Below are 15,217 nucleotides of genomic sequence, written 5' to 3' on the forward strand. Positions count from 1 at the left end.
GCTCCGCCGCGTGGGCGCGGGCCGGGCAGAGGCCAGGGGCGCGCGGCTCTGCCGTTCTGCGGCTCCGCCGCGTGGGCGCGGGGCGGGCAGAGGCCGGGGGCGCGCGGCTCTGCCGTTTTGCGGCTCCGCCGCGTGGGCGCGGGTCGGGCAGAGGTCAGGGGCGCGCGGCTCTGCCGTTTTGCGGCTCCGCCGCGTGGGCGCGGGTCGGGCGGAGGCCAGGGGCGCGCGGAACTGCGCGGGTGACCACCGTGTACGGATGGCTCTGCCCGCTGAGCGACTCACCACACAGGGTGGCTTGTCGCGCAGTTCCCCGCGCCCCTGGGGTGGTGCAACTAGCCCTGAGCCGCAGCCTGGTCCGCCGCCTGGGCCTTGAGGGCGCGCTCGATGCCGCTGCGGCACTCGACGACCATGCGGCGCAGCGCCGGGGCCGGCGCGTTCGCGTCGAGCCAGGCGTCCGTCGTGTCCAGCGTCTCCTGGGAGACCTGGATCGTCGGGTAGAGGCCGACGATGATCTGCTGGCCCATCTCGTGCGAGCGCTGCTCGAAGATGCCCTTGACCGCGTCGAAGTACTTCGCCGTGTACGGCGCCAGCAGTTCCGCCTGCTCCGTCTGGACGAAGCCGGCGATGACGGCCTCCTGGACGGTGTTGGTGAGCGTCTCCGCCTCCACCACCGAGGCCCACGCCGCGGCCTTGGCCGCATCCGTCGGGCGGGATGCCCGGCACGTTGCCGCGTGGGCCTCGCCGGCTGCGGTCGCGTCGCGCTCCAGCTCCTCCATGACGGAGGCCTCGTCCGCGACGCCCGTCGCGGAGAGACGCTCCAGGAGCGCCCACCGGAGCTCGGTGTCGACGGCCAGGCCCTCGAGCTCGACGGAGCCGTCGAGCAGGCCGGAGAGCAGCGCCAGGTGCTCCTCGGTGGACGCGGACGCCGCGAACGTGCGGGCCCACGCCAGCTGGTGGTCACTGCCGGGCTCGGACGCGCGCAGCAGGCGCTCCGCGGCCTCGGCGAACTTCGCGCGGCCGGTCGGGCGCCACTCGGGCGCGCCGTAGAGCTCGACGGCCAGCTTGGCCTGGCGCTGCAGCGACTGCACCACACCGATGTCGGACTCGCGGCCGACGCCGTGCAGCACCAGCTCCAGGTAGTCGCGGGTGGCCATCTCGGCGTCGCGGGTCATGTCCCAGGCGGCGGCCCAGCACAGCGCGCGCGGCAGCGAGTCGACGAAGTCGGCGATGTGCGCGGTGACGTTGGCCAGCGAGAACTCGTCCAGGCGGATCTTCGCGTAGGAGAGGTCGTCGTCGTTGAGCAGGATCACGGCCGGACGGTCGCGACCGACCAGCTGCGGAACCTCCGTCAGCTCGGCGGCGGCGATGTCCAGTTCGATCCGCTCGACGCGCTTGAGGGCGTCGCCGTCCAGCTCGTACAGGCCGATGGCGATACGGTGCGGCCGCAGCACGGCCTCGCCGCGCGCGCCGGCCGGCAGCGCGGGGGCCTCCTGGCGGACGGCGAAGGAGGTGATGACGCCGTCGGCGCCGACCTCCAGCTCCGGGCGCAGGATGTTGATGCCCGCGGTCTCCAGCCACGCCTTGGACCAGGCCTTCAGGTCGCGGCCGGAGGTCAGCTCCAGCGCGGTCAGCAGGTCGGACAGGCGGGTGTTGCCCCACGCGTGGCGCTTGAAGTACGCCTGCACGCCCGCGAAGAAGGCGTCCTGGCCGACGTAGGCGACCAGCTGCTTGAGCACCGAGGCGCCCTTGGCGTAGGTGATGCCGTCGAAGTTGACCTGGACGTCCTCCAGGTCGTTGATCTCCGCCATGATCGGGTGGGTCGACGGCAGCTGGTCCTGGCGGTACGCCCAGGTCTTCATCTGGTTGGCGAAGGACGTCCAGATGTTCGGCCAGCGGCTGCCCTCGGCCTCGGCCTGGCAGACGGTCTCGGCGAAGGTCGCGAACGACTCGTTCAGCCAGAGGTCGTTCCACCACTCCATGGTGACCAGGTCGCCGAACCACATGTGGGCGAGCTCGTGCAGGATCGTCGTGGCGCGCGTCTCGTACGCGGCGTCCGTCACCTTGGAGCGGAAGACGTACTGGTCGCGGATGGTCACCGCGCCCGCGTTCTCCATCGCGCCCGCGTTGAACTCCGGCACGAACAGCTGGTCGTACTTGGAGAACGGGTAGGCGAAGTCGAACTTGTCCTGGAAGTAGTCGAAGCCCTGACGCGTGACGTCGAAGATGTGGTCCGCGTCCAGGTACTGCGCCAGCGACGGACGGCAGTAGACGCCCAGCGGCACCCGCTGCTCGCCGTCCGGGCTCACGTACTCGCTGAAGACGCCGTGGTACGGGCCGGCGATCAGCGCGGTGATGTAGGTGGAGATGCGCGGGGTGACCGGGAAGCGGTGCACCTCGGTGCCCTCGGTGGCGCCCTTCTCCGGGTCGGGGGAGACCTCGTTGCTGATGACCTTCCAGCCCGTCGGCGCGGTGACGACGAATCGGAACGTGGACTTCAGGTCTGGCTGCTCGAAGGAGGCGAAGACGCGGCGGGCGTCCGGCACCTCGAACTGCGTGTAGAGGTAGGTCTGCTGGTCGACCGGGTCGACGAACCGGTGCAGGCCCTCGCCGGAGCTGCTGTAGGCGCAGTCCGCGACGACGCGCAGCTCGTTCTCGGCGGCGAGGCCCGGCAGCGCGATGCGGCTGTCGTTGAAGACCTCGGACGGGTCAAGGGCGGCGCCGTTCAGCGTCACCTCGTGCACGGTCGGTGCGACGAGGTCGATGAAGCTGGAGGCTCCGGGCGTGGTGGCGGTGAACCGGACCACGGTCGTTGAGCGGAAGGTACCGCCCTCCGCCGCCGCGCTCAGGTCGAGCTCGATCTCGTATCCGTCCACGTGGAGGAGCTCGGCCCGGGTGCGGGCCTCCTCGCGGGTCAGGTTGGTGCCAGGCACGCTGCGTGACTCCTTTGTCGACTGTCTCTTCGCTGGCATCTTTGCACGTCCCGGCGGGGTGGCCGGGCGGATTGCGCGGAGCGTGATGGTGGCGTGCTGTGCGGCGAGGCTAGGGTGTCTCACCGTACGTGTGTGTGAGGGGGGAGAGCATGGACGGGTTCCGCGCGCCGTCGGCCGGTGACTTCGGCTCCTACGAGGGCCTGGTGGGCCACCAGAGCGACCACCTCGCGCGACTCGGGCAGTGGAGTTCCGGCCAGTGCAGCAACACCCAGGGCTTCGACGAAGGCCTGCTGCTGCTCCCGATGCTGGCCGTGGTGCCGGAGCTGGGGCAGTTCTTCGACGGCAAGCTCGCCCAGGCGACGCGCGGCATGCATCTGATCGCGGGGAAGGTCCACGAGACCAGCGCGGAGTACACCCGGACCGACCAGGACAACGCGGCCGGCCTGCGCTCGCTCTACCCGTCGGCCTTCTCGGGCGGCACGTTCGGGAACTACGGGATCGGCGACATCCCGGGTGCGGGAGCGGTGGCCAACTTCACCGACGAGCCGGTCGAGCCGAAGGAGCCCGCCAGCGCGCAGGAGGACGAGGCGAAGGGGATCAAGCACGCCCTGCTCCTCGTGCGGCAGCAGACGGAACTCAAGTTCGCCAACACCCTCTTCCAGTGGTGCACCGGCCAGAGCCTGTACGAACTGCTGCTGACGCCGCTGCTGGGTGACTTCGGCCGGCTCCGCTACCTCTCCGACGCCTACGGCGAACTGAGCGACGGCCTCTACACCGTGGCGGGCACCCTGCGGAAGGGCTCGTGGAAGCTGGGCAGCGAGTGGCAGGGCGCCACGGCCAACGCCTTCGACCAGTACCTGTTCATGTGGACCATGGGCATCGGCGGTATCGGCGACGCGGCGAAGGACGCCGCCGAGGCGTACAAGATCGGTTACGACACCACGGTCCGGCTGGCCCGGATGGCGCTGAAGCAGATCAACCAGTTGGTCAAGGACGAGATCGCGCAGCTGGCCACGCAGGCCGAGGAGATGCTCGCGGGCGACGCGGCGGTCGAGGCCGTGGGGGGTGGTCCTGAGGACCCCGTCGCCGATGTGGTCGCCGCCGGCTTCTCGATCTACAAGCTGTACAAGATCTACAAGATCGTGCACCGGATCATCACCGGGATCAACGCCATCATCACGATCTTCCGCGCCATCGAGGCGGCGGTGAAGGACATCGAGACGGCCGTGCACAAGATCATGGCGGCCATCGACTCACCCATGCCGTCCATCGGCAGCCTCATCGACCAGGTCGAGCAGCGCGGCTTCGACTTCGAGAAGAACGGCGGCTGGTCCCCGGTGCTCGGCGCCGGACGCATCGCGATGCTACCGGCGGCCTGACCCGCACGCGGCCACCGACCAGCTCCGGAACGGAAGAAAGCCAGATGACGACCTTCGGCAGCAATCTCAACCTCCCGCCCCAGCCGGCCCGGCCCTCGCAGGCGTCCGTCTCGGAGGAGCGGCGGGCGGCCGTGGCCGAGCGGATGTCCGCCGAGCTGCTCGCCGGCCGCAGTCCCCATCAGCGCGAGCTGGCGGGCACCATCTTCAGGCGTCTGAGTGAGGGCGCGGAGGTCGAGGACCTCGAGCCCCTGATCCAGGATCTCCAGCGCACCGCCGTCGACGACTACCGCCGCCGTGGAAGGGCAGGTCACTGAGATGTCGTTCGACTTCCTCAAGGGTGGCGGGAGTACCGGCGCGGGCGTACCGGGCGCCGATCCGCTGGAGTCCCTGCGCGAGTTCGTCGTCAAGGTCGAGTACGGGCGGCACCACACGACATTCAACGTCTTCGACGGCGGCAGCTCGCACCCCGTGGTCCGGATGCACAAGCCGGTTCCTTACGACGTGCACGAGTACTACCGCGTCTTCCCGGTCGCCGAGCCCGACCGCGTTCTCGGCACGGTGGTGATGGGCCGCGGCCGCTATCCCGACAACCGGTTCGCGGGTGGCGCCTCCGAGGTCAGGTTCAAGTTCGGGGGAACGCAGTTCGCGGCCCAGCAGCCCGAGATCGGCCAGATGGTCGGTCACAAGGTGGGCGTGACGCGACTGACCGACAACTGGCTCGGCTCCGTGGCCCCCGGCACCGCCCTCACCCCCTACCACCTCGAGTTCAAGAGTGACTCGGGCCCGAGCTTCACCTTCTCCCGTCGGGTCGGCGTCACGTCGGACTACAAGATCACCATCGTGGACGGCCGGGTGAGCCGCCTGGCCGTGCTGGCGTGGACCGAGGAGTTCAACCGCGAGGAGTCGGTCGACTGGCGCAAGTCCGTGATCGACACGACGACCAATCCGCTGAAGACCTTCGGGCCCGAGTTCGGTGCCGACGCGGAGCGTCGAGTGGCCGCGCTCAAGGAGGCCAAGAAGAATCGGAAGCATGGCTCCTGACGCTCCGCCGGTCACCGAACTCGTCCCCACCGAGGTGGGCGACGCGCGCCTCACCTGGCACCACCGCGACCGCGCACAGCGCGGCGTGCTGCTGCTCGGCCACGGCGCGGGCGGCGGCATCGAGGCCGCGGACCTCCAGGCCATCGCGGCCGGTGTCGACTCCGTCGCCGTCGTGCTCGTCGAACAGCCCTGGCGCGTCGCCGGCAAGCGCCTTGCCCCCGCGCCGAAGACGCTGGACGTCGGGTGGCTTCCCGTCGTCGCCCATGTGCGGGCTGCGGTGGGGGAGTCCGTGCCACTCTTCGTCGGCGGCCGCAGCGCGGGCGCCCGCGTCGCGTGCCGGACGGGCGCGCAGTCGGGTGCGGCCGGTGTCGTCGCCCTGGCCTTCCCGCTCCACCCCCCGGGCAAGCCCGAGCGCTCCCGCGCGGACGAACTGTTGGGAACCGGCCTCCCTACCCTCGTCGTCCAGGCGGCCCGCGACCCCTTCGGCGCCCCGTCGGAGTTCCCACAGCTGCCGAAGCGCACACACCGCCTGACCGGCCTCGACGCGGGCAACCACGCGTTCGCCGTACGCAAGACCGAAACTGACGTGGTGCCGGATGTCGTTCGTACGGTTGCGGATTGGCTGCAGGAGCGGATCCGGTAGGGACCTTGTCCGTGGTCATCCCTATGATGTGCATGGGCTTAAAGCCGATGAACGGGGAGGCGAGCGATGGCCGGATATGAAGTAGACCTGAGCTACCTGCAGGACACGCTGAAGAAGCTGCAGGGTGTGGCGGACGGCATGGACGTGGTCTGTGGTGTCTCCAATTACCAGACCAACATTGCCCGCTCGGAGTTCGGCGGCGACAAGTTCATCGAGGCGGGCAATCTGTTCGCCGCCCACGACAACATGAAGACGCAGCTCACGCAGATGATCACCACCTTGAAGGCGATGATCCAGGACTTCACGGACAAGACCGGTGCCGCGCACGCCCAGTACGCGGCGCAGGAGAGCCACACCGGCGGGACCTTCCTGAACCACGGGGCTTCCTGATGGGCGGCGCGGGAGAGGCGGCTGCGCTCGCAGCGCAGCAGCGCCAGCGGCAGCAGGCCGCGGACAAGCAGTGGCAGACCGTCCTGGACAAGAACAAGGGTGGCAGGACCGGCCTTGACGGCTTCACGACGGACTTCGAGTCCGCGGGTGGCTACAAGGGCCTCCAGCAGATGATCGAGAGCGCCAGCCCGAGCGCGATCATGGACGTGGCCCGGCACTGGGACAACATCTCGCAGTCGCTGACGTCGACGGCCAACGAGCTCGGCACCCATGTCAACACCATGCTGGAGCACTGGACCGGCGAGAGCGCGGACAACTTCCGCGCCAGCGCCGCGGCGCTCCAGGAGAGCCTGACCAACGGCGCCCAGTACGCGAGCAACACGCACTACTCCTTGGGCCAGGCGAGCCAGGCGCTGACGACTGCCAAGCAGAACTTCCCGGGCGCCCCGAGCGAGCTCGATCAGATCGGCAGCGCGCTCGGCGGGTCCAGCGACATCCAGTTCAAGCAGGACGCGGCGAAGTTCGGTCTGGCCCAGGCCGTGAAGATGGACGGTGGCGACCTCAGCGCCTGGGAGCAGGTGCACCAGGAGGCCGTCGTCGTCATGGAGCAGCTCGGCACGCAGTACAACGCGTCGGCAGCCCAGTTGAAGACGCCCGGCTCGCACTCGGGCAGCACCGTCTGGCCGGCCCCGCCCGAGCCGCCGCAGCATGGTGGCAGCGTCGGCGGCTACGGCGACACCCCCACCGGGCCCGGGCATGCGGGTGAGGCGCACGTCACGCCGATCACCGGCGGCAACGGTGGCGGCCACGACACCTTCAACCCCGGCCAGAACGGTGGCGGCGGGTACAACCCCGGTGGCGGCGGGATCGACGGCGTCCACGGCGGTCAGGGCGGCGGGACGCCTCCCGGCCCCGGCGGCACCCTCGATGGTGGCCCCGGCGGCCCGAAGAGTGGTACCGGCGTCGGCGGTGGCGTGACGGGCGAGCCCGTCATCGGAGGCGTCACCGGCATCGGTTCCGGCGGCGGCCGGGGTCGCGGCGGCGGGTTCGGCGGCGGCGTGGGCGGTGTCGGTGGTCTCGGCGGCCTGGGCGGTGGCGGTCTCGGTGGCGGCCTGGGCGGTGGGCGTCTCAGCGGCGCCGGCGGTATCGGCAGTGGTGGCCTTGCCGAGGGCGAGGGTATGACCGCAGGCGAAGGCGCCCACGGTATGTCGGAGGCCGAGAAAGCCGCGATCGGCGCCGAGGGCGAGGGAGCCGGTGGTGCCGGGCAGGGCGAGCCCATGGGCATGGGCGGCGGTGGCATGGGCGGCGGCAACCAGAACAAGAAGAAGCGCAAGGCGCGCGCCGGGTATCTGGTCGAGGACGAGGAGACGTGGGCCTCGAACGGAGCGTCCAACCCGGGCGTGATTGATTTCTGAGAGTCAAGTAGTGTCCTGGTCGTCGAACGTACGTAGGCGAGCGGGGTGACGGTATGGGCTTCAGTCGAGCACTGCGTGGTTTGGGAGGGGCAGCGCTCGCTGGAGCCCTTGTCGTTGGTGGGGCTCCAGCGGCGCATGCCGACCAGGCACGCGACACGCAGTGGGTGCTGGGTGCGTCCGGATACGACGCGGCCAAGGTGGTCTGGCCACACACCACCGGTAAAGGCATCACCGTTGCCCTGATCGACTCCGGCGTGCGCGCGACCCAGGTCGACCTACGGGGACAGATCCTCCAGGGCACCGACTTCGCCTTCGGTGGCAACGGCCAGACCGATCACTCGCCCGAGGGCCACGGCACCCAGATGGCGAGCGTCATCGCTGGTCACGGGCATGGCCCGAACGGCGAGGACGGGATCATGGGCCTGGCACCGGGTGTGAAGATTCTTCCGATCGGCATCGGTACGGGCGTGCAGGGCCAGGGGCAGGACTATGTGCCTCAGGCCATTCGTTATGCGGTCGATCACGGCGCGCAGGTGATCAACATGTCGATCGGCTCAGCCGGGGCCGACCCCGTCGAAGAGAGTGCGGTCGCCTACGCCGAGCAGCACAACGTCGTTCTGGTGGCGGCGGCAGGCAACGACGGTGGGAACGACAAGCAGTACCCCGCATCGTGGCCTGGCGTCATCAAGGTCGGCGCGGTCGACAAGACGGGCAAGCTGTCCAGCGAGTCGCAGACGGGCGGCATCACCGTCGTGGCGCCTGGGGTCGACATCCTGAGCGACGGTGCGGGCAGCGACACCGAGATGCGCATGGCGCACGGCACCAGTGACGCCACCGCCGTAGTCTCCGCCCTCGCTGCCCTCTACCGGTCCGCGCACCCGAGCCTGACCGCCGGGCAGATCGTCAACTACATCATCAAGACCGCGATCCTCCCTAAGGGCCTCACCGCTCCGGACCCCGGCTTCGGCTACGGCATCGCCTCGCCCGACTTCAAGATGGCCGTCGATGCCGGCCCGGCCGCCGGGCCGTTGCCGCAGGCGACGGACCCGCTGAACCAGGGCGGCACCGGGGCCAACAGCAGCGCCAGCCCCGACACTTCCACCACGGCCTCCGGGTCCGGCTCCTCCTCGTCCACGATCGTGATCGTCCTCGGGGCGCTCGCCGCTCTCGTCGTCGTGGTGGTGGTCATTGTCGTGATCGCCCGTAGTCGCCGTGGCGGCGGTGGTGGTGGCAACAGTGGTGGCCCGGGCTACCCGCAGGCGCAGCCGCAGTACCAGCCCCAGCCGCAGGCTTACCAGCCGCCGACCGGGCAGTACGGACAGCAGCCGCCGCAGAACCCGTACAACAACGGTGGCCAGCAGTACCCGCCGCAGCAGGGCTACGGCGGGAACCAGGGGCGGTAACGCGGGATGGGTTTTGGTCGTGCGCTGCGCGGGCTCGTTGCGGTGGCGCTCGCGGGGGTCGTGAGTGCCGGATGGACGCCGGCGGCGCACGCGGACCAGGCGCGCGACGCGCAGTGGATGCTCGCCGACTACCAGGCGCCGCAGACGGTGTGGCCGCACAGCACCGGCAAGGGCGTCACCGTGGCGGTGATCGACTCCGGCGTCCGGGCGTCGCACATGGACCTGCGGGGGCAGGTGCTGCCGGGGACCGACTTCGCATTCGGGGGAAACGGCCAGACCGATCACTCCGCCGAGGGACACGGCACCGGGATGGCGAGCATCATCGCGGGCCATGGTCGCGGTTCGCACGGCGCCGACGGGGTCATGGGGCTGGCGCCGGGCGCCAAGATCCTGCCGGTCGGCATCGGGGGCAGTGGGCAGGTCGGCTTCGGCGTGGACTACGTGCCACAGGCCATCCGCTACGCCGTGGATCATGGTGCCCGGGTCATCTGTCTGTCCCTCGGCACCCCCTCGGCGGAGCCCGCGCAGGAGGCTGCGGTCGCCTACGCCGAGCAGCACGACGTCGTCCTGGTGGCGGCGGCGGGGAATGACGGAACCACACGTAAGGAGTACCCCGCGTCCTGGCCGGGCGTCGTCAAGGTCGGCGCGGTCGACGAGAGGCACCGGCCGTGGAGCGGTTCGAACAGGGGAGGGGTCACCGTGGCCGCCCCGGGGGTCCACATGGTCCGGGACGGTGCCGCCAGTGACACCCAGGTGGTGGAGGCGACCGGCACCAGCGACTCCACGGCCGTCGTCGCGGCGATCGCCGCGCTCTACCGCTCCGCCCACCCGCAGCTGACCGCGGGCCAGACGATCGACTACATCCTCGAGACGGCCGTGCGGTCCCCGGATCTTTCCGCGTCCGACCCGGCACTCGGCCACGGCATCGCCCGGCCGGACCTGGGTCGCGTGCTCGCGGCGGGTCCTGCGGCCGGGCCACTGCCGCAGGCGACGGATCCGACGGGCGGGGCCTGGGTGAAGGCCAGTGCCGGCGCCGATGCCGGTGGGGGCGCGGCGCGCGGGAGGCAGCCCGCGCCGCACTCGGCAGCAGAGCCGGGAGCACAGTTCGGCACGTGGCTCGGTGACGCGGGCCCGGGCGGCATTCCCCGGGGCGTGGTCTACGGGGTGCTCGCCGTGCTGGCCGGGGTGGCGGTCGTGGGCCAGATCGTCCTCGACCGTCGGCGCCGCCGGGGAGCGGAACCTGTCGAGGAACCTGCGGAGCAGCCGGACGCGGCGTTCCCGTCGCCGCCGGCCTGCGACGGGAACGTGCCGACCGGTTGAGGGCCGCTCACTGGAAGAGCCGGACCGCCGTTCCCGATCCGTCGACCGCGACGAGCAGGACGCGGCCGTCGGGCAGGACGTAGACCGTGCCCGTGGTGTAGAGGAACGAGCTGGGCTTGGGCGGGAGCTTGGCCAGGACCGTCGAGTGACCCGTCGCCGGGTCCAGGGTGACCAGCTCGGGGGAGCCGGTGTCGGTGTAGTCCGGGGCGAGCGAGATCGCGTACAGCTTCGCCGCGCCGCCGCTGCCGGCACCCGAGGGTGCCTCCTGCTGGGGGTGGACCAGGGCGGCGCCCTGGTGGGTGTCGCCGTCGTAGGTCCAGGACGTGGCCCCGGTGGTCGTGTTGACGGCCGTGACGGTCGCCCGGGAGGGCGTCTGTTGGCGCGTCGGGAGCAGCAGTGTGGAGGTGTTGACGGTCTGCGCGCCGCTGTCGGAGCCGCCCACCGCGCGGAGTCCGGGCTCGATGCCGCCGGGCAGGGTGAGCGGGCGCGGGGTGCCGCTGGGGTCGTAGACGTTGACGGCGCCGTCCGTCAGCGTGGCGACGACCGGTGAGGCGCCGACGACCGAGCCGAACTGGACGTGGTCGGTGCCCTGCTTCTGCCAGATCTGTCGGCCTGTTCCCGCGTCGAAGGCGGTCACCGTGTAGGCGGGGCTGACGTCCGCGCAGTAGTCGTCGACGACGACAGCTCCGGCGCCGCCGTAGGGGTAGGCGTTGCAGTACTGGCCGCGCGGCTTGTAGCCCCAGACGACGTGTCCGTCGGTGAGGTCGACGCCGCCGACGACGGTGGCGTCGACGATGACGCCGACCTGGCCGTCCAGGAAGGTCGTGGTGGGGACGGCGTCGGTGTGGTCCTTGGTGGTCAGCGGTGTGGACCAGAGGGTCTTGCCGGAGAGGGTGTCGACGCCGACCAGCGTGGAGCAGTCCTGGCTGTCGGGGCCGAACCCGATCGTGCCGAGGCCGGAGGCGGAGATCGTGGGCGACATGGCGCAGGGGACGCCGGGACCGGAGAGCGGCCGCGCGGTCCACGCGGGGGTGCCGTCGGCCAGGTTGTACGCCTTGACGCCGGACTGCGTGGCGCGGACCAGGTACTTGGCGGTGACCCAGGTGCCGACCTGGTGGTCGTCGCTGGTGCCGGGCAGGCTCCAGGCGGCGCTCAGTGTCCGCACGTCCGGCCCGTCGCCGCCGGTGTCACCGGTAGCGCCTCCGCCGCCGGAGGTGAGCACCACGGCGGTCACGGCGACGGCGGCGAGCGCGACACCGCCCGCGATGATCGCCGCGAGCCGACGTCCGCGGAGGGGCCCGGCGGGCCGAGGGGAGCCGGTGAACGGCCGACCGAGTGTGGGCGGGGGCGGCAGCGGCGGCAGCGGGGGCGACATCGACAGCCGTGGCGCCTGGGGCTGCGCCGGCCACGGCACCTGTGGGCCGCCGGGAGCCGGAACCGGCGGCTGGAACAGGCCCGGCTCGTATCCGGTCCGTCCGGCGGACTGCCCGGCGGCTTGTGCGCCGGACTGCCACGCGGGTTGTCCGACGGCCTGCCCTGCGGACTGCCCTGCGGCCAGCCCGACGGCCTGCTCGGCGAACTGCTCTGCGGGCTGCTCCGCCTGACGCGGCACCTGCGGGAACGCCGACTCCGTCGGCGCGTAGGACCAACCGGGTTGCCCGGACAGCTGCGGCGGCGGCCCGCCGTCCCCGCCATCTGCCGCGCGACCCGTCGCGCCCTCGGTCCCGTCGCCGCTCCCGCCGTCCGTCCCGCCGTCCGGCGGCGTGCCCGCCGCCAGGCGGTAGTCGTCGTCCGCGTCGTCCGAGCCCGGACTGTGGTCTGTCATCGCCTGCGCCTCCCGGACACCGTCGACTGACGTTCAGTCAACGCGGAGGCGCGCAGCGCCACGCCCCCGGCCGTCCACCCTAGCGGGATCGGACAGACGGGGGCGAAACACCTCCAAAAGGCGGACCGGGAGACTCAGCGCGCGTCGCAGGCCTGCGCGCGCAGCGCGCGGGCGAGGTCGTCGCGGCACTCGCGCACCAGGCGGCGCAGCGCGGGGGCCGCGTCCGCCTGCTCGGTGAGCCACAGGTCGGTGCGGGCGAGCGTCGCCTCCGTGCTGACCAGGCGCGGGAAGAGGCCGTTGACGATGCGCAGCGCGATCTCGATCGAGCGCTCCGCCCAGACCTTCTCCAGCACCTCGAAGTACGGCTCCGCGTAGGGGGCGACCAGCTCGCGCTGCGAGGCCTGCTGGAACCCGGCGATCTCCGCCTCCAGCAGTGCGTTCGGCAGCTCGTCCGTCTCCACGACGGCGTGCCAGGTGCGAGCCTTGGTCGCGGCGTCGGGGGCCGACGCCCGCGCCGCGGTCTCCAGACGCTTGCCGCTGGCGGTGTTGTCCCGCTGCAGCTCCGCGGTGAGCTCGGCGTCGCCGGCCCGGCCGCTCGCGACGAGGGTCTGCAGCAGCGCCCAGCGCAGCTCCTGGTCGACGTCGAGGCCGTCGATCCGGGCGGTGCCGGCCAGCAGGCCCTCGACCAGCCGCAGATCGGCGTCGCCGTTCGCGGTCTGGGCGAAGTACCGGGCCCAGGCCAGCTGGTGGTCGCTGCCGGGCAGTGCCGCACGCAGCTCCGTCAGCGCGCCCTCGGCCACGGCCCGCGCAGCCGCCTCGCGGCCCTCGGGGGCGACGTACTGCTCCAGCGACAGCCGGGCCTGCGCGTGGGCCTGCTGCAGGACGCCGATGTCGGTCTCCCGGCCGGCGAAGCGCAGCACCAGGTCGAGGTAGTCGCGGGCCGGCATCAGGCCGTCGCGCGTCATGTTCCACACCGCCGACCAGCACAGGGCGCGCGCGAGGGGGTCGGCGATGTCGCCGAGTGAGGTGCGCAGCGTCTCCAGCGAGTGCTCGTCGAAGCGCATCTTGCAGTAGGTCAGGTCGTCGTCGTTGACGAGGACCAGCGCCGGGCGCGGGGTTCCGACGAGCTCCGGCACCGCCGTCCGTGCCTCGGCGCGCACGTCCAGCTCGACGCGCTTGCTGCGGACCAGGCGGCCGTCCTCGGTGAGGTCGTACAGGCCGACGGCGACGCGGTGCGGGCGCAGCGTCGGGTGGTCCGCGGCGGCGTCCTGCAGCACGGCGAAGTCGGTGATCCGGCCCTCGGCGTCCACGGTCAGCTCGGGGGTGAGCGCGTTGACGCCGGCCGTCTGCAGCCAGGAGCGCGACCACTCGCTCATCGCCTCGGCGCCGCGGCCGCTGGTCCCGGCGAGCACCGCCAGCAGGTCGTCGAGCGTGGTGTTGCCGAAGGCGTGGCGCTTGAAGTACTGGCGCGCGCCCTCGAAGAAGGCGTCCCGGCCGACGTAGGCGACCAGCTGCTTCAGCACGGCGGCGCCCTTGGCGTAGGTGATGCCGTCGAAGTTGAGCTTGGCGTCCTCGAGGTCGCGGATGTCCGCGGTGATCGGGTGCGTGGTCGGCAGCTGGTCCTGGCGGTAGGCCCACGCCTTGCGGCGGTTGGCGAAGGTGATCCAGCCGGCCTGGTACTTGGTCGCGGCGACCTGCGAGAACGCGCCCATGAAGTCCGCGAACGACTCCTTCAGCCACAGGTCGTCCCACCACTGCATGGTGACCAGGTCGCCGAACCACATGTGCGCCATCTCGTGCAGGATGACGTTGGCGCGGCTCTCGTAGGCGGCCTCGGTCACCTTGGAGCGGTAGATGAACTCCTCGCGGAAGGTGACGCAGCCCGGGTTCTCCATCGCGCCGATGTTGTACTCGGGCACGAAGGCCTGGTCGTACTTGCCGAACGGGTACGGGTAGTCGAACTCCTCGTGGAAGAAGTCCAGGCCCTGCTTGGTGACGGTGAAGATCTCGTCCGAGTCGAAGTACTGCGCCAGCGACTTGCGGCACATCGCGCCCAGCGGGATCTCCAGCGTGGTGCCGTCCGGCAGCTCGCGGCTGTAGTGGTCGCGGTCCACGTGGTAGGGACCGGCCACGATCGCGGTGATGTAGGTGGAGATCCGCTGCGTCGGCGCGAAGGTCCAGGTCAACGACCGGTCGTCGTTCTGCTCGGGGGCGCCGGTGGCGGCGGAGTTGGAGAACGCCTCCCAGTGCGCGGGCGCGGTCACCGAGAACGCGAACGGCGCCTTCAGGTCCGGCTGCTCGAAGTTGGCGAAGACGCGGCGGGCGTCGGCCGGCTCGTACTGGGTGTAGAGGTAGACCTCGCCGTCGACCGGGTCGACGAACCGGTGCAGGCCCTCGCCGGTGTGGCTGTAGGCGCAGTCGGCGTCGACGATCAGCTCGTTCTCGGCGGCCAGCCCCGGCAGCGCGATCCGCGATCCGTCGAAGACCTCGGCGGGGTCGAGCTCGCGCCCGTTCAGGGTGACGCTGCGCACGTGCGGCGCCAGCAGATCCGCGAAGGAGTCCGCGCCCGGCTCGGAGCAGCGGAAACGCAGCGTGGTGAGCGAGCGGAACCGCCCGCTGTCACCGAGGGCGCTGCGCAGGTCGAGCTCGACGGCGTACCCGTCGACCGCGAGGATCCGGGCCCGCTCGCGGGCCTCGTCACGGGTGAGATTGGTGCCGGGCACGTCGGTACTCCTCGTGCAGACGGGGCGCGGTGAGGGTGGTCGCGCCGCTGAACCATGGATCGTGGTGCTGGCATCTTGTCACGCCGAGTGGTGCTGGGAATGGTGACGGCCGGGGGCGCGTTGCAGGGGAGGGGTCTCCGGATGTCGG

Annotated in this window: 11 protein-coding genes; 8 read left to right on the top strand and 3 right to left on the bottom strand. The window is 71.3% G+C overall.

Translation table 11 applies throughout. From position 1 onward, the window contains the following. Positions 1-332: 332 nt before the first annotated feature. Positions 333-2,930, bottom strand: a complete 2,598-nt coding sequence (pepN, locus tag BMY61_RS21805) for an aminopeptidase N (RefSeq protein ID WP_042449156.1) — start codon at positions 2,928-2,930, stop codon at positions 333-335. 149 nt (positions 2,931-3,079) lie between these two features. On the opposite strand from pepN (BMY61_RS21805), the gene BMY61_RS21810 reads away from it, so the two are divergent. The 8 genes from BMY61_RS21810 (at position 3,080) to BMY61_RS21845 (ending at position 10,521) form a co-directional block, all read left to right on the top strand. Then, positions 3,080-4,309 carry a hypothetical protein gene (locus BMY61_RS21810; RefSeq protein WP_042449159.1) on the top strand — a complete coding sequence of 410 codons (1,230 nt, stop codon included), beginning with the start codon at positions 3,080-3,082 and terminating at the stop codon, positions 4,307-4,309. A 44-nt stretch (positions 4,310-4,353) separates the two neighbouring features. Further along, complete coding sequence (locus tag BMY61_RS21815) at positions 4,354-4,623, top strand: hypothetical protein (protein ID WP_042449162.1); 270 nt, start codon at positions 4,354-4,356, stop codon at positions 4,621-4,623. A 1-nt stretch (position 4,624) separates the two neighbouring features. Continuing rightward, a complete protein-coding gene (locus BMY61_RS21820) occupies positions 4,625-5,350 on the top strand; it encodes a hypothetical protein (protein WP_042449165.1) in 726 nt (241 codons plus the stop codon). Continuing rightward, positions 5,340-5,993: an alpha/beta hydrolase family protein gene (locus BMY61_RS21825; RefSeq protein WP_042449169.1), complete on the top strand. Its 654-nt coding sequence runs from the start codon at positions 5,340-5,342 to the stop codon at positions 5,991-5,993. The genes BMY61_RS21820 and BMY61_RS21825 overlap by 11 nt, the downstream gene beginning before the upstream one ends. 66 nt (positions 5,994-6,059) lie before the next feature. Then, a complete protein-coding gene (locus BMY61_RS21830) occupies positions 6,060-6,383 on the top strand; it encodes a hypothetical protein (protein ID WP_052438779.1) in 324 nt (107 codons plus the stop codon). Continuing rightward, positions 6,383-7,798 carry a WXG100 family type VII secretion target gene (locus BMY61_RS45120; RefSeq protein ID WP_052438780.1) on the top strand — a complete coding sequence of 472 codons (1,416 nt, stop codon included), beginning with the start codon at positions 6,383-6,385 and terminating at the stop codon, positions 7,796-7,798. Before BMY61_RS21830 ends, BMY61_RS45120 begins: the two co-directional genes overlap by 1 nt. A gap of 53 nt (positions 7,799-7,851) precedes the next feature. Then, positions 7,852-9,201 carry a S8 family serine peptidase gene (locus BMY61_RS21840; RefSeq protein ID WP_042449172.1) on the top strand — a complete coding sequence of 450 codons (1,350 nt, stop codon included), beginning with the start codon at positions 7,852-7,854 and terminating at the stop codon, positions 9,199-9,201. 6 nt (positions 9,202-9,207) lie between these two features. Then, positions 9,208-10,521: a S8 family peptidase gene (locus BMY61_RS21845; RefSeq protein WP_075004014.1), complete on the top strand. Its 1,314-nt coding sequence runs from the start codon at positions 9,208-9,210 to the stop codon at positions 10,519-10,521. 7 nt (positions 10,522-10,528) lie between these two features. Here the strand turns inward: BMY61_RS21845 and BMY61_RS21850 are convergent, their stop codons facing one another. Next, positions 10,529-12,346: an outer membrane protein assembly factor BamB family protein gene (locus BMY61_RS21850; RefSeq protein ID WP_042449175.1), complete on the bottom strand. Its 1,818-nt coding sequence runs from the start codon at positions 12,344-12,346 to the stop codon at positions 10,529-10,531. Between the two features lie 134 nt (positions 12,347-12,480). Continuing rightward, positions 12,481-15,069: an aminopeptidase N gene (pepN, locus tag BMY61_RS21855; RefSeq protein ID WP_042449177.1), complete on the bottom strand. Its 2,589-nt coding sequence runs from the start codon at positions 15,067-15,069 to the stop codon at positions 12,481-12,483. Positions 15,070-15,217 lie beyond the last annotated feature (148 nt).

This window comes from Streptacidiphilus jiangxiensis (genome assembly GCF_900109465.1).
Taxonomy (GTDB): domain Bacteria; phylum Actinomycetota; class Actinomycetes; order Streptomycetales; family Streptomycetaceae; genus Streptacidiphilus; species Streptacidiphilus jiangxiensis.